Annotated in this window: 19 protein-coding genes; 7 read left to right on the top strand and 12 right to left on the bottom strand. The window is 65.9% G+C overall.

The window, feature by feature from the left end:
• The first annotated feature begins 54 nt into the window (after positions 1–54).
• Entirely contained in the window at positions 55–2523 is a 2469-nt protein-coding gene (locus LPW39_RS20780; protein WP_230779579.1) for a penicillin acylase family protein, read from the top strand.
• Positions 2524–2648: 125 nt separating this feature from the next.
• Positions 2649–3776 carry a tRNA 2-thiouridine(34) synthase MnmA gene (mnmA, locus tag LPW39_RS20785; protein WP_230779594.1) on the top strand — a complete coding sequence of 376 codons (1128 nt, stop codon included), beginning with the start codon at positions 2649–2651 and terminating at the stop codon, positions 3774–3776.
• Between the two features lie 15 nt (positions 3777–3791).
• Here mnmA and LPW39_RS20790 read toward each other — a convergent pair whose 3' ends face one another.
• The 6 genes from LPW39_RS20790 to LPW39_RS20815 form a co-directional block, all read right to left on the bottom strand.
• Complete coding sequence (locus tag LPW39_RS20790) at positions 3792–5132, bottom strand: hypothetical protein (RefSeq protein ID WP_230779596.1); 1341 nt, start codon at positions 5130–5132, stop codon at positions 3792–3794.
• A gap of 132 nt (positions 5133–5264) precedes the next feature.
• Positions 5265–6779, bottom strand: a complete 1515-nt coding sequence (locus LPW39_RS20795) for a rhomboid family protein (protein ID WP_230779606.1) — start codon at positions 6777–6779, stop codon at positions 5265–5267.
• Positions 6780–6820: 41 nt separating this feature from the next.
• A complete protein-coding gene (locus LPW39_RS20800) occupies positions 6821–7300 on the bottom strand; it encodes a YbaK/prolyl-tRNA synthetase associated domain-containing protein (protein ID WP_230779608.1) in 480 nt (159 codons plus the stop codon).
• On the bottom strand, positions 7297–8034 hold the full coding sequence (locus LPW39_RS20805) for an ABC transporter substrate-binding protein (protein ID WP_230779612.1): 738 nt from the start codon (positions 8032–8034) through the stop codon (positions 7297–7299). The genes LPW39_RS20800 and LPW39_RS20805 overlap by 4 nt, the downstream gene beginning before the upstream one ends.
• Before the next feature lie 122 nt (positions 8035–8156).
• Complete coding sequence (gene ssb / locus LPW39_RS20810) at positions 8157–8744, bottom strand: single-stranded DNA-binding protein (RefSeq protein ID WP_230779615.1); 588 nt, start codon at positions 8742–8744, stop codon at positions 8157–8159.
• Between the two features lie 191 nt (positions 8745–8935).
• Positions 8936–10135 carry an MFS transporter gene (locus tag LPW39_RS20815; RefSeq protein ID WP_230780294.1) on the bottom strand — a complete coding sequence of 400 codons (1200 nt, stop codon included), beginning with the start codon at positions 10133–10135 and terminating at the stop codon, positions 8936–8938.
• Positions 10136–10461: 326 nt separating this feature from the next.
• On the opposite strand from LPW39_RS20815, the gene uvrA reads away from it, so the two are divergent.
• Positions 10462–13611, top strand: a complete 3150-nt coding sequence (gene uvrA, locus LPW39_RS20820; protein WP_230779618.1) for an excinuclease ABC subunit UvrA — start codon at positions 10462–10464, stop codon at positions 13609–13611.
• 70 nt (positions 13612–13681) lie between these two features.
• Complete coding sequence (locus LPW39_RS20825) at positions 13682–14083, top strand: GNAT family N-acetyltransferase (RefSeq protein WP_230779633.1); 402 nt, start codon at positions 13682–13684, stop codon at positions 14081–14083.
• Here LPW39_RS20825 and LPW39_RS20830 read toward each other — a convergent pair.
• Positions 14080–15237, bottom strand: coding sequence for a PQQ-dependent sugar dehydrogenase (locus tag LPW39_RS20830; RefSeq protein WP_230779636.1), 1158 nt, complete (start codon positions 15235–15237; stop codon positions 14080–14082). The two genes, LPW39_RS20825 and LPW39_RS20830, sit on opposite strands and share 4 nt — an antisense overlap.
• Positions 15238–15270: 33 nt before the next feature.
• Here LPW39_RS20830 and LPW39_RS20835 point away from each other — a divergent pair, with 33 nt between their 5' ends.
• Together LPW39_RS20835 and LPW39_RS20840 are read left to right on the top strand one after the other, a co-directional pair.
• Entirely contained in the window at positions 15271–16491 is a 1221-nt protein-coding gene (locus LPW39_RS20835; RefSeq protein WP_269075906.1) for an NAD(P)/FAD-dependent oxidoreductase, read from the top strand.
• A gap of 93 nt (positions 16492–16584) precedes the next feature.
• Positions 16585–17526, top strand: coding sequence for an EamA family transporter (locus LPW39_RS20840; RefSeq protein WP_230779641.1), 942 nt, complete (start codon positions 16585–16587; stop codon positions 17524–17526).
• Positions 17527–17548: 22 nt separating this feature from the next.
• Here LPW39_RS20840 and LPW39_RS20845 read toward each other — a convergent pair whose 3' ends face one another.
• Positions 17549–18544, bottom strand: coding sequence for a Bug family tripartite tricarboxylate transporter substrate binding protein (locus tag LPW39_RS20845; RefSeq protein WP_230779644.1), 996 nt, complete (start codon positions 18542–18544; stop codon positions 17549–17551).
• A 154-nt stretch (positions 18545–18698) separates the two neighbouring features.
• Complete coding sequence (gene pyrF, locus LPW39_RS20850; RefSeq protein ID WP_230779648.1) at positions 18699–19520, bottom strand: orotidine-5'-phosphate decarboxylase; 822 nt, start codon at positions 19518–19520, stop codon at positions 18699–18701.
• 86 nt (positions 19521–19606) lie between these two features.
• Here pyrF and LPW39_RS20855 point away from each other — a divergent pair, with 86 nt between their 5' ends.
• A complete protein-coding gene (locus LPW39_RS20855) occupies positions 19607–20491 on the top strand; it encodes a DMT family transporter (protein ID WP_230779651.1) in 885 nt (294 codons plus the stop codon).
• 31 nt (positions 20492–20522) lie between these two features.
• Here the strand turns inward: LPW39_RS20855 and LPW39_RS20860 are convergent, their stop codons facing one another.
• From LPW39_RS20860 to LPW39_RS20870, 3 genes are all read right to left on the bottom strand, one after another.
• Positions 20523–21041: a DUF2165 family protein gene (locus LPW39_RS20860; protein ID WP_230779653.1), complete on the bottom strand. Its 519-nt coding sequence runs from the start codon at positions 21039–21041 to the stop codon at positions 20523–20525.
• 351 nt (positions 21042–21392) lie between these two features.
• Positions 21393–21971, bottom strand: coding sequence for a FlgO family outer membrane protein (locus LPW39_RS20865; protein ID WP_230779656.1), 579 nt, complete (start codon positions 21969–21971; stop codon positions 21393–21395).
• Positions 21968–22606: a hypothetical protein gene (locus LPW39_RS20870; RefSeq protein ID WP_230779659.1), complete on the bottom strand. Its 639-nt coding sequence runs from the start codon at positions 22604–22606 to the stop codon at positions 21968–21970. The genes LPW39_RS20865 and LPW39_RS20870 overlap by 4 nt, the downstream gene beginning before the upstream one ends.
• Between the last annotated feature and the right edge of the window lie 126 nt (positions 22607–22732).

A 22732-nucleotide genomic window follows, 5' to 3' on the forward strand; every position in this document is an offset into this window, starting at 1 on the left:
GCGCACTGTTGGCAGGCATGGCATGGTCCCCGAACCATAACGAGGAGACAGACCATGCCACAACGCGCCCCCTTCCGTTTTGCCAACCGCCTGGCCTTGCCGCTGGCCGCTGCACTGCTTGCAGCCGGATGCAGCTCCCTGGGCACCGCGCCCACCAGCCAGCACAGCGCCAAAATTGCCGGGCTGGAAAAGCCCGCCGAAGTGTTGATCGACCAGTGGGGCGTGCCGCATATCTACGCCGGCACCACCTATGACGCCTTTGTGGTGCAAGGCTATATGGCGGCGCGCGACCGGCTCTGGCAGATGGACCTGTGGCGCAAGCGCGGACTGGGCCAGATGGCCCAGGACTTTGGCCCGGCCTGGGTGGAGAGCGACAAGGCGGCGCGCGCCGTGCTGTTCCGGGGCGACATGTACCGCGAGTGGCTGGCCTATGGCTCGGACTCCAAGCGCGTGGCCGAGGCCTTTGTGGCGGGGGTGAATGCCTTTGTCGCCCAGACCCAGGCCGACCCCAGCCTGCTCCCCGAAGAGTTCAAGCTGCTGGGCTACCAACCGGCCCAGTGGGCGGCAGAAGACACGGTGCGCATCCGCCACCATGGTCTGACCCTGAACTTTACCGGCGAAGTAGACCGTGCCCAGGCATTTTGCGAGGGCAAGCAGAACGGCGCCCGGGTGGACTGGCTGCGCCGCGAGCTGGTGCCCGATGTGAAGCCGCAGATCCCCGAAGGGCTGGATGTCTGCGGCCTGCCCGGCAAAGAGCTCAAGCGCGCCTATGCACTGGCCACCGCCAGCCCGCGCTTTACCAAGGAGAACGTCAAGGTGTCCGTGCAGGACATGGCGCCCGAGCAGTTGCTGGCGCTGTCCGAATCGACCCTGAACCAGCCCGATGCCAACACCCTGGCCAGCTACGGCAGCAACAACTGGACGATTGCACCGGGCATGACCACCACCGGCCGCCCGATTCTGGCCAACGACCCGCACCGCGCCCACGGTGCGCCCAGCCTGCGCTATATCTCGCACATCTCCGCCCCCGGCATGGATGTGATCGGCGCTGGCGAGCCGTTTTTGCCTGGCATCTCCATCGGCCACAACGGCCGCATCGCCTTTGGCCTGACGCGCTTCTACATGGACCAGGAAGACCTGTATGTGTACGACACCAACCCGCAAAACAGCAAGGAATACCAATACCAGGGCCGCTGGGAGCCGATGACCCGGGTGACGGAGAGCATTGCCGTCAAGGGCGCGGCCCAGCCGGTCATCGTCGAGAACTGGTACACCCGCCACGGCCCGGTGCTGGCCGCCGAGGGCAACAAGGCCTATGCACTGCGCGCCGCCTGGCTGGACCTGGGCATGGCGCCCTATTTCGGATCGATGGACTACATGCGCGCGCAGGACTTTGACCAGTTCCGCGCCGCGATGAACCGCTGGGGCGCACCGGGCGAGAACCAGGTCTATGCCGACAGCAGCGGCAATATCGGCTGGATCCCCGGCGGGCTCACCCCCATCCGTCCCAACTGGGACGGGCTGACCCCGGTGCCCGGCGATGGCCGCTATGAATGGACGGGCTACCGCAATGGCGATGAGCTGCCCTGGGAGTTCAACCCCCAGCGCGGCTATGTGGTGACCGCCAATGAAAACAATGTGCCACCCAACCACCCGCTCTACCAAAAAGGCATTGGCTACGAATGGTCGGACGCGGCCCGCGCCCAGCGCCTGCACGGCCTGTTTGAGAAGGCCGCCAAGGAGGGCAAGAAGCTCAGCGTCGCCGATTCCGAAGCCTGGCAGACCGACATCGTCGCCGTACCGGCCCAGCGCCTGCTGAAGCTGCTGGCGCCGCTGAAAAGCAACGATGCACAAACCGCCCAGGGCCTGGCGCTGCTGCAGGGCTGGGACGGCACGATGGCCAAGGACAGCGCCGCCGCTGCGCTGTATGAGGTCTGGAGCAATGCCAGCTTGAAGAAAGCGCTGACCGACAAGGTGCTGGCCGCCAACGAGCGCAGCTTTGCCAAAGAGACCAGCGCCACCCGCATGATCGCGGTGCTGGAGAGCCCGCAGGGTTGGATGAGCGATGCAGAGCGCGACCAGGTGCTGCTCTCCTCCATCGCCCCGGCGATGCAGTGGCTGCAGACCAAGCTGGGGGCCGATGCCAAGAGCTGGACCTGGGGCAGCCTGCACCAGGCGATCTTTGTGCACCCGCTCGCCGGCGTGGTGGACAGCGCCACCAAGCAAAAGCTCAATGTCGGCGTGGGCGGCATCGGCGGCTCCTGGGCCACGCCCATGGCCACCAGCTACAACGTCGATACCTACCAGCTGACCTCGGGCGCCTCCTTCCGCATGGTCGTGGATGTCGGCAACTGGGATGCCTCGCGTGTGGTCAACACGCCCGGCCAATCGGGCAACCCGGCCAGCCCGCACTACCGCGACCTGGCCAACACCTGGGCCGCAGGCCAGTACTTCCCGCTGGCCTACTCGCGCAGCGCGGTAGAAAAGGCCACCCGCGAACGCATTGCGCTGACGCCGCAGTAAGTCTTGCTGGCAGCCGTTAACAGGGCTTTTCAGCGCGGATAGGCGCTGAAAAGCCCTGTTGCGCGCCACAACGCCACATAGCCCTAGCGAAGCAGGCGCCTGCCGCCAGGCGGATAATTGCGCCCATGGTTAAACAGCGCATCGTAGTGGGGCTGAGTGGCGGCGTGGATTCGGCCGTCACCGCGTATTTGCTCAAAAAGCAGGGGCACGAGGTCGTCGGTATCTTCATGAAGAACTGGGAAGATGACGACGACAGCGAGTACTGCTCGTCCAACATCGACTTTGTCGATGCCGCAGCCGTGGCCGACGTGGTGGGCATCGAGATCGAACACGTGAACTTTGCGGCCGACTACAAGGACCGGGTGTTTGCCGAGTTTCTGCGCGAATACCAGGCCGGCCGCACGCCCAACCCCGATGTGCTGTGCAATGCCGAGATCAAGTTCAAGGCCTTTTTGGACCATGCCATGCGCCTGGGTGCCGAAAAGATCGCCACCGGCCACTACGCCCGCGTGCGCCAGAACCCCGACACCCAGCTGTTTGAGCTGCTCAAGGGCCTGGACCCGGCCAAGGACCAGAGCTATTTTCTGCACCGCCTGAACCAGGCCCAGCTGTCCAAGGCGCTGTTCCCGGTCGGTGAGCTGAAAAAAACTGAAGTGCGCCGCATTGCCGAAGAAATCGGCCTGCCCAATGCCAAGAAAAAGGACTCGACCGGTATCTGCTTTATCGGCGAGCGCCCTTTCCGCGACTTTCTGAACCGCTACATCAGCAAGGAACCGGGCCTGATCCTGGACGACCGCAACCGCAAGCTGGGCAAGCATGTGGGCCTGTCCTTCTACACCTTGGGCCAGCGCTCGGGCCTGGGCATTGGTGGCGTCAAGGAAAAAGGCGCCGCCCGTGGTGCCGGCGAGCATGCGCCCTGGTTTGTGGCCCGCAAGGAGCTGGACAAGAACATCCTGCGCGTGGTGCAAGGCCATGACCACCCCTGGCTGCTATCGCAGGCGCTGGATGCCGACAATACCAGCTGGGTGGCCGGCCACCCGCCCGCAGCCGGCACCTATGGCTCCAAAACCCGTTACCGCCAGCCCGATTCGCCCGCCATCATCGGCGCCGATGCAACGCCCGCGCATTTCCACCTCGACTTCCCCGAGTCGCAATGGGCGGTGACGCCCGGCCAATCGGCCGTGCTGTATGACGGCGAGGTCTGCCTGGGCGGCGGCATCATCGCCAGCGTGGCGCCTGCTACGGCCGCCTAAAAAACAAGCAGCCCCTTAGGCAGGCGCGGCAGGCGACTGCGCCGCGCCCGGCAACTCATCACGCAAGATCCAGGCGGCTTCTTGCGTGCAGGCATGCGCGGGGTAGCGGATCTTCATGCGCATGAACACGCGCACGGCCTGCTCGGGCTTGTTGGCGCCTTGCTTGAGCACGCGCACCGTCAGCTCCAGCGCCTGGGGCACCAGATCGCTGCCGGCATAGCTTTTCTCGAAACCGTGGAGCAGGGCCAAGGTGTGCGGCAGCTGCATGCGCTTCCAGGCCGTCTGCGCCAGCGCCAAGGTATGGCTGGCCTCGTTCAGCAGAAAGCCCTTGTCACGCTTGTAGCAACTGCCCCAGACCTCCAGCGCATCGGTACTGCGCTGCTTGCGCAGCAGCAGCGCGATATAGCTTTGCGCATGGCGCGCCAGCTCATCGGGCTTGTCGCTGAGCTTGAGCACGCGGTGGTAGCGGCGCTGGTCGGCCAGGCTGTCAGGTTCGCTGCGCTGCCATTCACGGGCCTCGGCCAGGGCGGCGTTCATGTCGCCGTTCTGCACCAGCTGGGCCACCTGGGCATCGCGGCGCTGGGCCAGCGCGGTCTGCGGGTCGACCACGGGCGCGCCGGCTTCGGCCTGGGGTGCCTTGTCCGGCGTGATGCCCAGGTCCGCATGGTTCTGGTACATCACATAGCCGATCATCGCGGCGATCACGCCATTGAAATAGATCACCACAAAGGCCAGCAAGGGTGCCAGCAGTGCCTGGGGCATCACCGTGACCAAGAGCGCAAAGGCCATCGGCACGCCCTGCATCAGCAGGAACAGAAACAGGCACAGCAGGCCATAGGGCAGACCGATGGCACCCATCGTGCTCAGCAGCATGAAGGGGTTGATCGCAGCGCGCAGGCTGCCGCTGGTGATCAGCACCATCAAGGTGGCGGGGATCAGAAAGGACGAAAGCAGATCGCCCAGCGCCGCCAGCCCCGGGCTGATCCGGGCGAGCATGCCGATCAGAAAGCCATGCACCAGCAGCACGCCGAAAAACTTCCAGGGCAGCACCTTGAGGTCGGCATCGCAGGGGTAGTCGTCGTAGTCGTTGCTGTCGAGCACGCCATGCGAGGCATAGGCCGCAATCTTGAACGCATGCCGGCTGATCGCCAGCAGCAGGCCCACCGCCACGGCCAGGCCGATCAACAGGCCCCACATCAGCATATAGGCGCAAAGCGACAGCACCAGCGCATACAGCAAGGGCTTGCGCTGCAGCGGAAACAGGAAAAAACTGTTGAGCTTGCGCCAGAACGGCTCAATCACCCATTGGGCGCTGTCAATCTCGTCGTCTTGCTGTGGAGAACGCAATGGGCCCATGGCCAGCCTTTCTGTCTGCAGCCCCCGCCGGCGCAGCTTGGCAGCGATCATAAGGCATGGCTTCACGAAAACTTTACATGGAGCTGACGCACAAGGGCGCTAGCCACTGCCGCCCCTGCACTCAACCAGCGTTCAGGTGCTTGCCTGGCTGAGCCAGCGCGTCACCGGCTCCTGGGGTGCGGCGCGCTGCAGGGCTGGCAGCCAGCGCCTGGCGTCGTCCAGCCGGCCGGCCTTGGCCAGGCCATTGGCCACCAGGGCCAGGGTCGCCGGCCAGTGCGGGTGTTCGGCAGCGCTCTCCAGCTGCTGGCAGATTTTCTGGGCATCGTCCCATTCGCCCAGGCGCACAAAGCTGCGCGCCAGCGCATGCAGGCTGTTGTCGCTGATGCGCGGGGCAGGCCGGGCGCGTTCCACATAGGTTTGCCAGCTGTGGTGCTGGAGTCGGCGCAGCGCGTCCGTGTTGGCTGGCAGCTTGAAGATGGCGCGGGCGGCGCGGTGAAAATCCTCGCTGCCCGGCGCATGGCGGGCGCTTTCAAACCAGGCGCGCAAGATGGCGGCATCGGTCGGGGCCAGCTTGGCGGCCTGGCGCCAGGCGGGGGCGGCCAGCTCAAAGGCCAGCGCATCGGTGTGCTTTTGCGCGCGTTGCACGGCGGCGGCCAGTGCGGCGCTCTGGGCCTGCGCCTGCTGCTTGTCACGGGCGGCCACCTCGACCACCGACTCCTTGCGCCGCAGTTGCAGGTACAAGGCCATCAACAGGCCGCCGGCCAGCAAGCCGCCAAAGTGCGCCATATAGGCCACGCCCTGCTGCCCCATGAAGTGCTGGGCCAGCTCAAAGCCCATCCACACCGGCAGCACCACCAGCGCCGGCCAGGTGGCGTAGTTGAAGTAGAAGGCCAGCATGTAGAAAAAGCGGATGCGGCGCATGCGGTAGAGCACCACATACATGGCCATCAGCCCGGCAATCGCGCCCGACGCACCCAGCCCATAGCTGCCCGAGCCGGCATAGAACAGACCGGCAAACAGCGAGGCGCTGACACCGGCGGCCAGGTAGAAGCACAGGTAGAGCCCGGCACCCAGTGCCATCTCCAACGTAAAACCAAACAGAAACAAAAACACCATATTGCCCAGCAGATGGCCGGTGCTGCCATGCAAAAAGGTGGAGGTCAGCGCCTGCAGAGGCTGCAGGCCGGCACCGGCTTCATAGCTCATCGCCCAGCGGGCGGTGAAGGGAGCGGGCTCCAGCGGTGCAAAGCGGGCGCGGGCGGCCTGCCATTCGGCATGCAGCGGATCGCCTGCCTGGATCACCTCGCCGGCCAGCAGCTGGCGGCGAAAACGGCCTTCCTGCTGCATCAGCAGGTAGATCTGGCCGTAGTCCTGTTTTTTTTGCAGCCCCTGCACTATGCGCACCATCTGCGGTTGGATGCGGCTGTCCGGGTTGCGGCTTTGTGCGTCGAGGTACTTCACAAAGGCCGGCACCTCGATCACCGGCAGCGCCGTATGCGCATAGGTTTTGGAGGCCCGCTCTGCCGCCCGCTCCTCACCCCCTTGCCAGACCCAGAACACCAGGCAGTTGATTGCAATCAACAGCACCGTCATCCAGGGAGGCGACTGCCAGGAGGGCTTGTTTTCCAGCGGGATGGCGATGAACATGGCGCCTATTGTGCAGCGGCCCTCTTTGCGCCGTGTTGGTTTTAGGCAGCGGGGGCAGAGATACGGTGCAGCGCCGGCTTGGCCACACGCACATAGTCCTGCGCATTGAGCACCATCGAGCGGTCCAGCCGCCCGGCATTGAAGGCGATCTCGGCATGGCGCTCCACCAGGCCCGGGTCCACCACCAAGGCCACCTGCGGGCCGGGGCTGAACGGTGGAATGGCGCCGATCACGCAGCCGGTCCGCTCCGCAGCCTCTTCCGCGCTGGCCATCGTCATCTTGGGCAGGCCCAGCGCGGCCGCCAGCAGGCGAAAGTCCAGCTTCTGGTCGCCCGGCAGCACGGCCAGCACCCAGTGCTCGGCATTGCGGGTCTTGCACAGCATCGCCTTGGCGCCCTGGCCCGGCGTGGTGCCCCGGATGCGCGCCACCTCGTCCGATTTGCCCTCTGCCGGATGGCTCAGCACCCGAAAGCGGGCGCCCTCGCCTTCCAGCAACTGCTGCAGCTGCTCAAACACGCTCATCGCTGCACTCCCGGTGCCACCACCGCGCCTTGCACCTGGTGCTGTGCCAGTGCCTGGGCTACAAAGCCGCTGGCCTTGGCCTCTTCCACAAAGGCAGCCAGCCACTGGAGGGCGGCCTCGCCCCGGCCCTTGGGCAGACCCATGGCCTGCTGGATCAGCATGAAATGCCCGGGCAGCATGCGCAGGCCCGGGTGGCTGGCCACTGCGGCCTCCAGCTGCACCTTGACCCCCGCAGCCACATCGCCCTGGGGTTGCAGATAGACATCGACCACCGCCGGCGATGTGGGCGCCCGCAGGATGCGCGCGTGTTTCAGCGCCCGGCTCAGGTAGAGGTCATAGGCGCTGCCCTGGCCCACCACCACCTCGTGCTCGGCCACATCCACCTGCGCGTTGTCGCGCAGTGCCGAATCGCTGCGCACCATGTAGGCGCCCTCGATCAGCACATAGGGGGCAGAAAAACCAATGCCCGCGCCGCGCACCGGGTCCACCGCAAAAAAGCCGACATCGGCCTGGCCCTGGGTAACGGCATCCACCGAATGGGCCGCGGCCTCAAACAGCTGCAGATCCAGCGACAGCCCCAGCTGGGCCGCCATGCGCGTCGCCAGATCAACGGAAACGCCTGCGCCCGAGCCATCGGCCCGTTTGTGCGCCAACACGGGATTGCCCACATTGATGGCCGCGCGCAGGCGGCCAGTGGGGGCGATGAGGGAAGCGATAGCGCTGAGATCGGTCATATCGGAGCTTTCACAAGAGGGGGAAACGCGTCTGCAGTGGCAGCCGCACCCGCAAAAAAGGCCCGTCGCTTCGGTGAAGCGCGGGCCTGGTTCCAACAAAGAGCCTGGGGCCCTTGCCGTATTTAGAACGGAATATCGTCGTCCATATCGTCAAAGCCCGACGCAGCGCGTGGGGCCGGCGCGGGCATGGGCGCCGGTGCTGGACGGGGAGGAGGCGCCTGGCGGGGTGCGGCCGCTGGGGCCATGGCCGGTGCCGGGGCGCGGCGCTGGTAGTTGCCAGCGGGTGCACCGCCGCCACCCTGGTCGCCGTAGCCGCTGTCGCCATAGCCGTAGTCATCACCACCGCCCTGGCCGCCACCGCCGCCCTGGCCTTGGCGGCTGCCCAGCATTTGCATGGAGTCAGCGCGGATTTCCGTCGCATAGCGCTCCTGGCCGGTGGCCTGGTCGGTCCACTTGCGGGTGCGCAGGCTGCCTTCCACATAGACCTGGCTGCCCTTGCGCAGGTACTGGCCGACGATTTCAGCCAGACGGCCATTGAACACCACACGGTGCCACTCGGTGGCTTCCTTGTTCTCGCCGCTGTTTTTGTCGCGCCAGCGGTCGGTGGTGGCGATGGTGACGTTGGCTACCTGGTCGCCCGAGGGGAAGGTGCGGATTTCAGGGTCGCGGCCGAGGTTGCCGACGATGATGACTTTGTTGACGGATGCCATGGTTCAGGTTTTTCCTTTGAAAAATGGGCGCCTACTATGCGTTGGCAGTGTTGCAGGCATTGCAGCCTTCAAAGCGCCCATCACTGTGATTCAGGGGCGTATCCTACCCCAAAGCGGCCAGGAATTTATCGCCCGGTGGCCGCAGATTTTGCAACGGGGCCTGACAGGCCTGCCGCATTCCCAGCCAGCGCTTACTTTTGTGCAGCGCCAGCGCCAGCCACGGTGCGGGCCTGCGGTTGCAGCGGCCAGGTCAGCACCAGCCACAGCAGCGCCAAGGCGCTGGTGGCGATGAACAAATCGGTCACGCTGCCCCAACGGGTCAGCACCCCGCCCAGCGCGCCGCCGGCAAACAGGCCCAGCGATTGCAAGGTGTTGTAACTGCCCAGCGCGGCACCACGCAAGGATGGCGGCGCCATGCGCGAGACCAGGCTGGGCTGCGTGGCCTCCAGTGCATTGAAGCCGCAGAAAAAGACAAACAGCAGCACGCCCATCAGCCAGAGCGTGGGTGCCTGGCCCGAGGTCGCCACCAGGCCCAGGGCCATCTGTACCAGGGCCACCAGCGCAATCGAGCCCAGCAGCGCGCCGCGCAGGTAACCGCGCCGCTCCAGCGCAAACAGCCCGCCCATCAGCACAAAGGACAGCACCACGGCCGGCAGGTAGACCTGCCAGTGCTCGGCCTTGGGCAGGCCTGCGGCCACCAGCATCGCGGGCACGGCCACCCACATGGACATCTGCACCGTGTGCAGCACAAAGACCCCGGCATTGAGCCGCACCAGATCGGCATGGCGAAACACCTCACGCAGGCCGCCGCGTGCGCCGCCCCGGTGCTCCAGCGGCTCCGGCGGCACCACCCACAGCACCACGGCAATGCCGCCCAGCGCCAGGCCGCAGGTCATCAAGAACAGGCCGCTCAGGCCGATATGCACGACCAGCAGCGGGCTGAGCACCAGCGCCAGCGCAAACATCAGGCCGATGCTGGCGCCCACCAGCGCCATGGCCTTGGTGCGCACCACATCGCGGGTCTGGTCGGCCAGCAGCGCCGTGACGGCGGCGGACACGGCGCCCGCGCCTTGCAGCGCCCGGCCCAGCAGCAATGTATGGAGGTTGCCTGCCATGCCAGCGATCAGGCTGCCGGCGGCAAACACCAGCAGACCCAGCACAATGACCTTCTTGCGCCCGTAGCGGTCAGACGCCATGCCCAGCGGCAATTGGCAGACGGCCTGGGTCAGGCCATAGACGCCCATGGCCAGCCCAACCAGCGCCGGGTCATCACCGCCAGGGTATTTGTGGGCCTCCAGCGCAAACACCGGCAGCACCAGAAACAGGCCCAGCATGCGCAATGCAAAGATCAGCGCCAGGCTAAAGCTGGCGCGCCGCTCGGCCGGCAGCATGGCCGTGGATGAAGAAACAGAAGTGAGAGACAAGGGCGATACGCTGGCAAACAAGGGACGGATGGCGACGATCGCCAGCGGCAAGTGTAGAGCGCAGCCGCAAGCCCTGCTGGCAGACGGAATCTCCGCGCCCGGCATTGCATCAGAAACCATAGCTAGGCGCAAAGCGGTAGCAAGCCCCCACCTCTATTTTGGCGATAGGTTGTAGGCCATTCCCCTGGGGCGGCGCCCGGTTTATCCGCAAAGCATGTGCAGCGATACCCAGGAGATTGCACAACGAAGGGGCAGGCTGGCTATCATGAGGGGTTTTGGATCTTGACGCCCACATGCCACCACGCACCCCCACCGACCCATCCGCTGCCATCGACCTGCACCATGAACTCGGCGTGTCCGAGGCGCGCCAGGACGACAGCCGCTACCTGGGCGCGCGGCTGGCACACAGTCGCATCGCCATCCGTGGCGCGCGCACGCACAACCTCAAGAACATTGACCTGGACATCCCCCGCCACCAGCTGGTGGTGATCACCGGGCTGTCCGGCTCGGGCAAATCCAGCCTGGCCTTTGACACCTTGTATGCCGAAGGCCAGCGCCGCTATGTCGAGAGCCTCTCGGCCTATGCGCGCCAGTTTCTGGGCCGGCTGGACAAACCCGATGTCGACCTGATCGAGGGCCTGTCGCCTGCCATCTCCATCGAGCAGAAGGCGACCAGCCACAACCCGCGCTCGACCGTGGGCACGGTCACCGAAATCCATGATTACCTGCGCCTGTTGTACGCCCGCGCAGGCACGCCCTTCTGCCCCGACCACAACCTGCCGCTGGCGGCCCAGACCGTCAGCCAGATGGTGGATGCCGTGCTGGCCCTGCCCGAGGACACCAAGCTGATGATCCTGGCGCCGGTGGCGCGCGGCAAGAAGGGCGAGTTCGTCGAGCTGTTTGCCCAGATGCAGGCGCTGGGCTATGTGCGCTTTCGGGTCGATGGCCAGATGTACGAGCACGAGACCCTGCCGGCGCTGGCCAAGAACGAGAAGCACGACATCGACGTGGTCATCGACCGGGTCAAGGTGCGCGCCGGGCTGCAGCAGCGCCTGGCCGAAAGCATCGAGGCCGCGCTGCGCGTGGGCGGCAACGAAGGCAATGGCCGGGTGCTGGCGCTGGAGATGGATACGGGCGTAGAGCATCTGTTCAGCAGCAAGTTCTCCTGCCCGGTCTGCAGCTACGCGCTGGCCGAGCTGGAGCCGCGCCTGTTCTCCTTCAACTCGCCCCAGGGCGCCTGCCCGTCCTGCGACGGGCTGGGTCTGCATGAGGTGTTCGACGTCGAGCGTGTGGTGGCCTTCCCCACGCTCAGCCTGGCCAGCGGCGCCATCAAGGGCTGGGACCGGCGCAATGGCTACTATTTTGCGATGCTCGAAAGCCTGGGCCGCCACTACCAATTCGACATCGAGCAGCCCTTTGAAGACCTGCCCGAGGCGGTGCGCCAGGTGGTGCTCTATGGCTCGGGTGACGAAGAGATCGCCTTCAAGTACGAGCTGGCCAGCGGCGAGAACGCCGGCAAGATGGTCACCAAGAAGCACCCGTTTGAAGGCATTCTGCCGAACATGACGCGGCGCTACCGCGAGACCGACTCCAGCATCGTGCGCGACGAGCTGGCGCGCTACCAGAGCGTGCAGCCCTGCCCCGATTGCCACGGCGCGCGCCTGCGCCGCGAGGCGCGCTTTGTGCGCGTGGGCGACGGCGACCAGGCCCGTGCGATCCAGGACATCAGCCAGGTCACCCTGAGCGAGGCCCACGCCTGGTTCACCACGGTGCAGCTGACGGGCGCCAAGGCCGATATTGCCGCCCGGGTGATCCAGGAGATCAGCACGCGGCTGCAGTTCCTCAACGATGTGGGCCTGACCTACCTGAGCCTGGCACGCAGCGCCGAGACCCTCTCGGGCGGCGAGGCGCAGCGCATTCGCCTGGCCTCGCAGATCGGCTCGGGCCTGACGGGTGTGATGTATGTGCTCGACGAGCCCTCCATCGGCCTGCACCAGCGCGACAACGACCGCCTGATCGCCACCTTGCAGCACCTGCGCGACATCGGCAACAGCGTGATCGTCGTCGAGCACGACGAGGACATGATGCGCGCGGCCGACCAGATCATCGACATGGGCCCGGGCGCCGGCGTGCATGGCGGCCAGATCATGGCCCAGGGCCGCTATGCCGATATCTGCGCCCACCCGCAGTCGCTCACCGGCCAGTACCTGAGCGGCCAGAAATCGATTGCCGTGCCTGCGCGCCGCACGCCCTGGCTGCCGGTGCTGGCCAGCACCGTGGGTGCGCCCGTGGGCAAGACCGTGGCGGACAAGAGCGGCTCGCAGTTCCCCACGGTGCGCACCTCGCTGGAGAAAAAGCCCAGCGGCAAGGCCAGCAGCACCAGCAGCGCCAAGGGCCGGAGCGTGCAGGAAGCAGCAGCCCCCGCCCCGGTGGACCCGCATGCGGTGCAAAGCCTGCGCCTGGTGGGCGCCAGCGGCCACAACCTGCGCGATGTGACGGTGGATTTCCCCGTCGGCCTGTTCACCTGCGTGACCGGCGTCTCGGGCTCGGGCAAATCGACCCTGGTCAACGACACCTTGTATGCCGCAGCGGCCCACAAGATCAACCGCGCCCAGGGCGATGTTGCGCCCTACCGGGAGATCGAAGGCCTGGACTATTTCGACAAGGTCATCAATGTGGACCAGAGCCCGATTGGCCGCACGCCCCGCAGCAACCCGGCAACCTACACGGGCCTGTTCACCCCCATCCGCGAGCTGATGGCCGAAACCAACACCGCCAAGGAGCGCGGCTATGGCCCGGGGCGTTTCAGCTTCAACGTGGCCGGTGGCCGCTGCGAGGCCTGCCAGGGCGATGGCATGGTCAAGGTGGAGATGCATTTTCTGCCCGACGTCTATGTGCCCTGCGACATCTGCCACGGCCAACGCTACAACCGCGAAACCCTGCAGGTGCAGTGGAAGGGCCGCAACATTGCGCAGATCCTGGAGATGACGGTGGAGGATGCGCACGATTTCTTCCGCGATGTACCCACCATTGCCCGCAAGCTGCAAACCCTGCTGGATGTGGGCCTGAGCTATATCCGCCTGGGCCAGAGCGCCACCACCTTGTCGGGGGGCGAGGCCCAGCGCGTCAAGCTGGCGCAGGAGCTGTCCAAGCGCGACACCGGCCGCACGCTCTACATCCTCGATGAGCCGACCACCGGCCTGCACTTTGCCGATATCGACCTGCTGCTCAAGGTGCTGCACCAGCTGCGCGATGCAGGCAACACGATTGTCGTCATCGAGCACAACCTCGACGTCATCAAGACGGCAGACTGGGTCATCGACATGGGTCCGGAAGGCGGCGCCGGTGGCGGGCAACTGGTGGCCCAGGGCACGCCCGAGCAGGTGGCGGCCAACCCGGCCAGCCATACCGGCCGCTATCTAGCGCCCTACCTGAAGCGCTGAGCCTATTGGGCGATGCAACCACCACGACCGGGAGCGCCACAGCGATGCCGACCTGCCCGCCATCATCGCCTTGCTGGCCGATGATGCGCTGGGCCGCGAGCGCGAGTTGCTGACCGACCCGCCCGATGCGCGCTATACCGCAGCTTTTGATGCCATCTGCGCCGATGCGAACCAGCGCTTGGTGGTGGCGGAGTTGAACGGACAGGTGGTCGGCACCCTGCAGCTGTCTTTTGTGCCCGGCTTGTCGCACACGGGCGCCTGGCGTGGCCAGATCGAATCAGTGCGCATTGCGGCAGAACTGCGCGGCGCCGGCGCGGGCCAGCAGATGCTGGAATGGGCGGTGGCGCAGTGCCGGGAGCGGGGCTGCGCGGTGGTGCAGCTGACCACCGACAAAAGCCGGGCCGATGCCCACCGTTTCTATGAAAAGCTGGGCTTTGTGCCCAGCCATCTGGGTTTCAAGCGCAAGCTTTAAGTGCCCGAGGGCGTGAGGCGGATGAGCTTGCCATCGGGCCCATCGGTCAGCAGGTAGACCAGGCCATCGGCACCCTGGCGCACATCGCGGATGCGCTCACCGAGGGATTCATAGAGCCGCTTCTCGCCCGTCACCTTGCCGTCCTTGACCGTCAGCTGGGCGACGCTGCGCGACTTGAGGCCGCCGACCAGCAGGCTGCCTTTCCAGGCCGGGCCATAGCGGTCGCTCGTGACAAAGGCCATGCCTGAGGGCGCAATGCTAGGCACCCAGTAGTGCAAGGGCTGCTCCATGCCGGCCTTCTGCGTGCCTTCGCCGATCTTGCCGCCGCCGTATTCCTCGCCATAGGTGATCACCGGCCAGCCATAGTTCTTGCCGGGCTGGGGCCGGTTGATCTCGTCGCCGCCCTGGGGGCCGTGCTCGTGCTGCCACAGGCTGCCATCGGCGGCCACGGCCAGGCCCTGGCTGTTGCGGTGGCCGTAGCTGTAGATCTCGGGCAGCGCATCCTGGCGGCCCACATAGGGGTTGTCCTTGGGCACGCTGCCATCCTTGGCGATGCGCACCAGCTTGCCATGGTGGTTGTTCAGGGTCTGCGCATCGTTGCGCAACGAGAAGCGGTCACCCAGGCTGAGGAACAGGTTGCCGTCAGGCGTCTCGGCAATGCGGCAGCCAAAGTGGGCATTGCTCCTGGCCTTGGGGCGCTGGCTGAACAGCACCTTGACCTGGTCGAGCTGGCGCTCATCGGCCGCAATGCGCGCCGTGGCCAGCGCCGTGCTGTTGGTGCCGGCCTGGGGCCCGGCTTCGCTGAAGCAGAAATAGATACGGCGGTTGCTGGCGAACTGGCTGTCGGCCACCACATCCAGCAGGCCGCCCTGGCCAGCATCGACCACCTTGGGAACGCCTTGCAGCTCGGACTGCTTGCGGCCATCGGCATCGAGCAGCCAGAGCTTGCCGCCGCGCTCGGTCAGCAAAAAGCGCTTGTCCGGCAACGGCGCAATGGCCCAGGGGTTGAGGTAGCCGCTGCCCACGACCGTGGGCTTGGGCAGCGCGGGCGCCGCCGTTTGCGCTTGCGCAGTGCTGGCGGCGCAGACGGCCAGCAGCCCGCTGGCGCCCAGCGCCCATGCATGAAAACCCTTGCGTGCCTGTTTCTGTCTCATGTTTGCCCTTTGCGAAGTGTTGGTGACCTTACCATGCTGAGCATGGAAAGCCCCAACAGTTCCCCTTCGGCCACCCCCTCGGTCACCCCCTCGGTCACCACGTCTGCCAGCGCCAGCCCGGCGGTCTGGGATTTTGTCGTCATCGGCGCCGGCATGGCCGGCAGCGCCACCGCCTGGCACCTGGCCGATAGCGCCCAGGTGCTCGTGCTGGAGCAGGAATCCCAACCCGGCTACCACACCACCGGCCGCTCGGCCGCGCTGTTCGAAGAGCACTATGGCCCAGCCCAGGTGCAAGCACTCACGCGGGCCAGCCGCGCGTTTTACGAGCAGCCCCCGGCTGACTTTGCCGAGCAGGCGCTGGTCAGCCCCCGGGGTGTGCTGTATGTGGCGACACCCGAGCAGTTGCCCGCGCTGCAAGCCGCCTACGACGAGGCACGCCAGCATTCGCCCGGCGCCCGCTGGCTGGACAAGACCGAACTGAAAGCCTTCTTGCCCGCCTTGAACACCGAGGTGCTGGAAGCCGGCTTTACCGACGATGGCGCCCGCGATATGGATGTGCACGCGCTGCACCAGGGCTTTTTGAAAGGCATGCGCCGGCGCGGCGGCCAGCTGTGGAACGATGCCCGGGTGCTGAGCCTGGACTGGGATGCCAGCGCCAGCCACTGGCAGATCAGTCTGGCCGATGGCCGCCAGCTGCAGGCCCGCCATGTCGTCAATGCCGCCGGTGCCTGGGCCGATGAACTGGGCCAGATGGCCGGGGCCGCTGCGATTGGACTCACACCCAAGCGCCGCAGCGCCTTCACCTTTGCGATGCCCGGCGGCATGGACGGCCAGCACTGGCCGGCGGTCATCGATATTGGCGAGCAGTGGTACTTCAAGCCCGATGCCGGCCAGCTGCTGGGCTCGCCCGCCAATGCCGATGCCACGCATCCGCATGATGTGCAGCCCGAGATGATGGACATTGCCGAGGGCATTGACCGCATCATGCAGGCCAGCCACTTTGACATCCGCCGCCCTAGCCACAGTTGGGCGGGCCTGCGCTCCTTTGTCGCCGATGGCGAGATGGTGATCGGCTGGGATGGCCAGGCGCCGCAGTTTCTGTGGGTGGCCGCGCAGGGCGGCTACGGCATCCAGAGCGCCTATGGCTACGGCCTGCTGGCGCGCAACCTGGCCTTGCATGAGCCGCTGGACCCGGCCCTTGCCAGCCAGGGCGTGCAGCCCCAGGCAGTGTCGCCCACCAGGGGCTTGCGCTGAATAGCGCAGTGCCAGCACGCAGCCGCGCTTGCTGGCACACTGCTGGAAAACCTTGAATAACATCCGGCGCTGCGCACACCAGCGCCTCCAGCCATGTCTGCTTCCAGCTCCCCGGTTCCCTTCCGCCCCACTGACCTCGCGTTGGCGCTGGTCGTGGTGGTGGTCTGGGGCATCAACTTTGTGATCATGAAATGGGGCCTGCAAAGCCTGACCCCGTTCGAGCTGGGCGCCCTGCGCTACCTGTGCGCGGCCTTTCCGCTGGTGCTGTTCATCAAGCCGCCGCGCGTGCACTGGCGCTGGGTGGTGCTGTTTGGCCTGCTGCAGGGCGTGGGCCAGTTCGGCTTCTTGTTCACCGCGCTCAAGGTGGGCATGACGGCGTCGCTGGCCAGCGTGGTGCTGCAGACCCAGGTGTTTCTCACTGCTGTCTGGACCTGGGTGCTGCTGCGCGAGCGGCCCGGCCGCCCACTGGTGGCCGGCATGGGCATTGCGGCGCTGGGCCTGGCCTGCCTGCTGATCAATGAGTTGCGCAGCAATGGCGCTGGCGGCACGACGTTGGCCGGCCTGCTGCTGGTGCTGTGCGCGGCCACGTCCTGGGCCTGCTCCAACGTGGTGGTGCGCCTGGCGCAAAAGGAAAACGCCAGCTACGACCCGGTGAGCTTTATCGCCTGGGGGAGCCTGATGCCGATCATCCCCTTCATCGGGCTGAGCGCCTGGTTGGACGATGGCAGCGTGGGCAAGTGGCTGCATGCCGAGACCTGGCAGCAGATCCCCTGGCTGGCCTGGGCATCCATCGCCTACCTGGGCTGGGTGGCCACCATCGTCGGCTACGGGCTGTGGACCCAACTGATCCAGCGCTACTCCGCCAACCGCGTGGCGCCGTTCAGCCTCTGCGTTCCCGTCATCGGGCTGACCACCGGCATGCTGGTACTGGGCGAGACGGTGACCGGCTGGCAATGGGCTGGCGCGGTGTTTGTCGTGCTGGCCTTGGTGGTCGTGGTCTGGGGCGGCCGCTGGCTGCAGGCGGCGCGGCGCTAAGCTCCACTGAAGAAGACCGCGCTCAGCGGTCTTCGATCTTCGCCGTCTCGACGATCTGCTGGTACTTGGCCACCTGGGCCTTCAAGAAGGCGCCCATGTCCTGGCCGGGTGCGGCCATCACATTGCCACTGGCTTCGAGCTTGGCACGAAAGCTGGGCGACTGCAGGGTGTCAGCCAGCGCCCCGCGCAACGCAGCCAGCACGTGGGGCGGCAGCTTGGCCGGGCCCATCAGCGCAAACCAGCTGTTGATATCGACCTTGGCGAACGCCGAAGTCTCGGCCAACGCTGGGATATCGGGCGTCACGGGGGAGCGCTTGGCCTCGGTCGTGCCCAGCGCCACCACTTTGCCGGCGCGGATATGCGGCAGGCCCGAGGACAGCACAAACACCCCAAACTCCAGGCTGCCGCCCAGCAGGTCATTGGTCAGCGGTGCCACGCCCTTGTAGGGCACATGGGTCATCGTCACATCGCCGGCCTGCTGCACCATTTCGCCGGCGATATGCAGCGCCGTGCCCACGCCCGAGCTGCCATAGCTGTACTTGCCGGGGTTCTGCCGCAGCAGGCTGAGGAACGCCTGCGTGTTCTTGACGCCACTGGCTTGCGACGCGACCAGCACCATGGGCTGCGTCGCCACCAGGCTGATCGGCGTGAAATCCTCGAACACGCGGTACTTGATGGCTTTGTTGATCAGCGGCGCAATCGCCATCTCGTTGTTGGCCGCCAGCAGCAAGGTGTAGCCATCGGCCGGCGCCCGGGCCACTTTCTGCGCGCCGATGGCACCGCCGGCACCGCCGAGGTTCTCGATCACCACCGGCTGCTTGAGCCGCTGCGCCAATTCGGTGCCGACCATGCGGCCCACGGCATCGGTGCTGCCGCCGGGCGGGTAGGCAATCACCAGGGTGATGGGCTTGCTCGGGTAGTGCGCAGCCGCTTGCGCGCCTGCCGCCATGCTGGCCGCCCATGCCAGCAGTCCGACGGTGGCCGCAAGGCCGGGGCGAAAAAAAAACGGAGGGAGCATCGGGAATCCTTGTGGCGGGTGGGGGCGTCGTCAGAGGAAAAGCGGCAGGCCGCATTGTGTCTTGGCGCAAGAGGCCCGCGCCCTGTCCCGGAAAAGAAGCAGGGTCCGTGCCAGCATGCAGCACGGACCCTGTCGCTCTTGGCGTAGTGTCTGTTTAGTCCACCGCGTTCAGCAGATCGCGGGTCTTGATCGCGGCGGCGCGCGCCGCGCTGGCAAAGTCTTCGCCGCTGCTCGCATACAGAATGGCGCGCGAGGAGTTGATGATGATCGGGCCGCCGCCGATGCGCGCTGCCTTGACGGTGGCCACCGCATCGCCGCCCTGTGCACCCACGCCGGGAATCAACAGCGGCAGGTGGGGGGCGACGGCGCGCACGCGCTCGATCTCTTGCGGGCGGGTGGCGCCGACAACCAGGCCGAGCTGGCCATTGGTGTTCCAGGGGCCCTGGGCCAGGCGCGCCACATGCTCGAACATCTGTGGCTGGCCGGGCACATCGGCCAGGGTCTGGGCCTGCAGGTCATCCCCACCGGGGTTGGAGGTGCGGCACAGCAGGAAGGCGCCCTTGCCTTCGTACTGCAGATAGGGCGTGATGGAGTCAAAGCCCATGAACGGCGACAAGGTCACCGCATCGGCGCCGTAGCGCTCAAAGGCCTCCTTGGCGTACTGCTCGGCAGTCGAGCCGATGTCGCCGCGCTTGGCATCGAGAATCACCGGCACCTGGGGTGCCACGCGGCGCATATGGGCCATCAGCTTTTCCAGCTGGTCCTCGGCGCGGTGCGCGGCAAAATAGGCGATCTGCGGTTTGAAGCTGTTGACCAGGTCATGGGTGGCATCGACGATGGCTGCGCAAAAATCATAGATCTTGCTGGCATCGCCGCGCATCGCGGCTGGAAAACGGCTGGGTTCCGGATCCAGGCCCACGCACAGCATGGAGTTGTTTTGGGTGGCTGCGGCGCGCAGCTGGTCGATGAAAGGCATGGCCGCTATTGTAAAAGCTGGCCAGGGGCCCCGCTCTGCGCAGGGCTGACTGCGTCACACGGGGATTGCAGGCACAATCGCAGCCCATGCCTACGCTGTCGAGACAACAACTGGTGACCCTGGGCCTGCTGACCCTGGTCTGGGGGCTGAACTGGCCGGTGATGAAAACGGGGGTGCAGCACTTTCCGCCGCTGAGCTTCCGCGCACTGTCGATGCTGATCGGCCTGCCCTTGTTGGCCCTGGGCCTGGTGGTGCTGAAGGTGCCGTTCCGGCTGGAGCGCCGTTACTGGCGCCCGCTGCTGGTGCTGGGTTTTTTCAACATGGTGATGTGGCACACGCTGATCATCGTGGCCATCCCGCTGCTGCCCAGCGGCCGGGCAGCCATTCTGGGCTACACCATGCCTATTTTTTCAGCAGCGCTGGGCGCACTGTTCTTCAGCGACCGGCTGCCACCGCGCGCCTGGCTGGGTGTGGCCGCTGCCGCAGGCGGCGTCTTGCTGCTGCTATGGAATGAGATGGACAAGCTGGGCGGCAAGCCCACCGGCGTGGCGCTGATGCTGTTGGCGGCGGCCAGCTGGGCGCTGGGCACCCAGCTGCTGCGCCGCACCCGCATCCCGGCCGCCACCTTGACCCTGGCCTTCTGGATGACCGTGATGACCACCCTCTGCCTGTGCCTGCTGGCCACGCTGCTGGAGCGCCCGCGCTGGCATGCGCCTGACCCCGTGGCCTGGGGCACCATCCTGTTCAACGCGGTGCTGGTGATCGGCTTTGCCCAGGTGGCCTGGTTCTTTCTGGTGCGCACACTGCCGCCATTGGCGTCCACGCTGAGCGTGATGCTGATCCCCGTGCTCGGCGTCTTCAGTGGCGCCTGGTGGCTGGGTGAGATCCTGCACTGGCAGGACTGGACAGCCGTCGCCTTGATGGTGCTGGCCATCGCCTCGGTGCTCTGGCCCAGCCGGGCCCGCGGCTGAGCCTGCACAAGGCGGTCCGGGGTTGCTGGTATCAGTGGTTCGCAGCTTGCGCAGGCGCTGCCAGGCTGTCGTTGTCCATCGTCAGGTAGACCAGCACCAGCAGCAAGGTGATGAAGAAGCGGAAGGCATCGGGCACGCCATTCCACTCCTTGGACATCCACATGCCAAACCACTCACCGCCTACCGACATGAAGCCCACCTGCCAGGTGAGAAAGCCCAGCGTGAGCCCCGCAATCGCCCATTTTTTGGCAGCGCGAAAGCCAGCGGCATCGGCATGGCGGGCCCGCAAGAGCTTGCTGCCGCCGATCCAGCACAGCAGGGCCGTCAGCGCTTCCAGCGCAATGATGCAGACGTAGCCCAGGTGGTGGACCCATTGCGCCTCAATGGCGCGGTACATGATGCCGTTGCCGGGGAAGGTGGTATCCATGAGGAACACATGGTGCACAAAGGCAAAGTTGGTGGCGTAGTCGGTGATATTGCCAAATGCCACCAAGGTGGCGAACAAGGCCATGGCCAGCACCATGGCGGACTTGGACAGACGAATCATCATTCGAAGCTCCTGACGTGAAAGCGTGACAAAGGGATAGGAAAAAGACAGACGGATGCCGTGGCGCCGAACAGCAAGGCTCGGTACCTGATCCATCAAGGCTGTGCCAACGCGGGGTTGGCGGGGAGGTGTGCAAGAAGCACGGAGGCGCGCAGATCGGGACTGGAAAACCTGAAGCCGGCAGCGGGTCTGGGAAACACGCAGGCCAACCGGATCGAATGTCGCGCCAGGAGGGAGGCTGGATTCTGCCAGCCCGCTGTGGAGGCTGTCAACGCCGGCCGATCCGGCCATAAAAAAACGCACTGCCCAAGGGAGTGCGTTCTTTGTTGCAACGGGGCGGGGCCCGGTGGTTGATCAGCGAGGCGCGTTCAGCAGACGGGTCACATCGCGGTCGTTGGGCAAGGCATAGTCATAGCCCGACAGAATCCGGCTGTCTTCGGTACGCACCAGCTTGAGGCTGACGTAGGTGAAGTTGGCAGCAGGCGAGAAGGTGCCGACCAGCACCATGGAGGCGTTCTGGCTGCGGGCGATGTCGCGCATTTCGCGGGACAGCAGCAGCTCGCCGGTGCCTTCGCGCACATACAGATCGGTGCGCAGCTTGACTTCCTTGACGTGGAAGCCACGGGCGGCCATCTGGTTGGCGTAGATCTCGGACAGGGTGCGGCCCAGGGGCGACGAGGCGCCCATGTTGTTCACATTGACCACGGTGGCCACCAGCACGGGGCCGGTACCGGTCGACTGGGGCGCGACCGAGGCGGTCAGCTTGTTGATTGCATCCTGGCTGTTGGCCAGGAAGACACTGGCGTCGGCGGCCTGGTAGGTGGGCTCAGTGCGCACCGTGCTCACGGGCTGGGCAGGCTCGGTCCAGCTGGCGCAACCAGCCAGCACAGCGGCCGAGGCCACAGCGGCAAAGGTGGTCAGACGCAGCATCATTTGCCCACCACCTTCATGTTGACGGCACGGTAGGCTTCGGTCTTGGCAAACTGGCCGACGGTGGCATTGTCAACATAGTAGACATTGGACTTGCGCGCGACGTACTGGCCCTGGCGCAGCACCGTGGTGGTCAGCAGCACTTCGGAGTATGCCGGGGCGCCAGCGATGGTGGCGGCCTGGTAGTCGGTGCCGATGGTCGGGCTCACGCCAGCGATGACCTGGCCGTTGTCGCCTTCATAGGCCCAATTGCCTGCTTGCTGCAGGTTGTGGTGCACGACCTTGGCGTCGTAGCTCACTTCGAGCTGCTGGCCGGGGGTGGTGTAGACCGATGCGCCCTGCTGCACCAGCTTGGTCACGACGAGGTCGTGGAACACGCTGTCAAAGGCACTGGCGTTTTGTGGCAGGGCCACGTACAAAGGTGTCTTGGCGTTCAGACCATTGCGCTCCAGCGTCGCCAGGGTGTCAGCGACCACTTCGCTGGCCATCAGGTCCCAGTGGCCCGCAGCGCGCACCTTCATCTGGGTTGGTTGCGCATAGTTGGCGCCGTATGGAACGGGCGCCTCTACCGCGCAACCCGTCAACGCGAGGACGGCGCCTGCCAGCGCCGCCGCTCCGATGGTCTTTTTCAAAGCCATGTTTCCCTCCTCGGAATTAGATAGCCGACGGGCCAACACCCGCCCAGGCTTGCATCCATTGTTGTAGATGTGGTGGTATCAAGACAAGTGAAACGATCCAAAGTGCGAGCAGAGCGGCGCATTTTG

The sequence above is a fragment of the Comamonas koreensis genome (assembly GCF_021026195.1).
Lineage (GTDB): Bacteria > Pseudomonadota > Gammaproteobacteria > Burkholderiales > Burkholderiaceae_C > Comamonas > Comamonas koreensis.

What these genes read in the sequence shown, in the direction of transcription:
- LPW39_RS20835 (WP_269075906.1), top strand. Translation starts at nt 15,271, where the DNA reads ATGCTGAGCATGGAAAGCCCCAACAGTTCCCCTTCGGCCACCCCCTCG.
- LPW39_RS20815 (WP_230780294.1), bottom strand. Translation starts at nt 10,135, where the DNA reads ATGCTGCCGGCCGAGCGGCGCGCCAGCTTTAGCCTGGCGCTGATCTTT.
- mnmA (WP_230779594.1), top strand. Translation starts at nt 2,649, where the DNA reads ATGGTTAAACAGCGCATCGTAGTGGGGCTGAGTGGCGGCGTGGATTCG.
- ssb (WP_230779615.1), bottom strand. Translation starts at nt 8,744, where the DNA reads ATGGCATCCGTCAACAAAGTCATCATCGTCGGCAACCTCGGCCGCGAC.
- LPW39_RS20790 (WP_230779596.1), bottom strand. Translation starts at nt 5,132, where the DNA reads ATGGGCCCATTGCGTTCTCCACAGCAAGACGACGAGATTGACAGCGCC.
- LPW39_RS20805 (WP_230779612.1), bottom strand. Translation starts at nt 8,034, where the DNA reads ATGACCGATCTCAGCGCTATCGCTTCCCTCATCGCCCCCACTGGCCGC.
- LPW39_RS20845 (WP_230779644.1), bottom strand. Translation starts at nt 18,544, where the DNA reads ATGCTCCCTCCGTTTTTTTTTCGCCCCGGCCTTGCGGCCACCGTCGGA.
- LPW39_RS20830 (WP_230779636.1), bottom strand. Translation starts at nt 15,237, where the DNA reads ATGAGACAGAAACAGGCACGCAAGGGTTTTCATGCATGGGCGCTGGGC.
- LPW39_RS20780 (WP_230779579.1), top strand. Translation starts at nt 55, where the DNA reads ATGCCACAACGCGCCCCCTTCCGTTTTGCCAACCGCCTGGCCTTGCCG.
- LPW39_RS20795 (WP_230779606.1), bottom strand. Translation starts at nt 6,779, where the DNA reads ATGTTCATCGCCATCCCGCTGGAAAACAAGCCCTCCTGGCAGTCGCCT.
- LPW39_RS20855 (WP_230779651.1), top strand. Translation starts at nt 19,607, where the DNA reads ATGCCTACGCTGTCGAGACAACAACTGGTGACCCTGGGCCTGCTGACC.
- uvrA (WP_230779618.1), top strand. Translation starts at nt 10,462, where the DNA reads ATGCCACCACGCACCCCCACCGACCCATCCGCTGCCATCGACCTGCAC.
- LPW39_RS20865 (WP_230779656.1), bottom strand. Translation starts at nt 21,971, where the DNA reads ATGATGCTGCGTCTGACCACCTTTGCCGCTGTGGCCTCGGCCGCTGTG.
- LPW39_RS20800 (WP_230779608.1), bottom strand. Translation starts at nt 7,300, where the DNA reads ATGAGCGTGTTTGAGCAGCTGCAGCAGTTGCTGGAAGGCGAGGGCGCC.
- LPW39_RS20840 (WP_230779641.1), top strand. Translation starts at nt 16,585, where the DNA reads ATGTCTGCTTCCAGCTCCCCGGTTCCCTTCCGCCCCACTGACCTCGCG.
- LPW39_RS20860 (WP_230779653.1), bottom strand. Translation starts at nt 21,041, where the DNA reads ATGATGATTCGTCTGTCCAAGTCCGCCATGGTGCTGGCCATGGCCTTG.
- LPW39_RS20870 (WP_230779659.1), bottom strand. Translation starts at nt 22,606, where the DNA reads ATGGCTTTGAAAAAGACCATCGGAGCGGCGGCGCTGGCAGGCGCCGTC.
- pyrF (WP_230779648.1), bottom strand. Translation starts at nt 19,520, where the DNA reads ATGCCTTTCATCGACCAGCTGCGCGCCGCAGCCACCCAAAACAACTCC.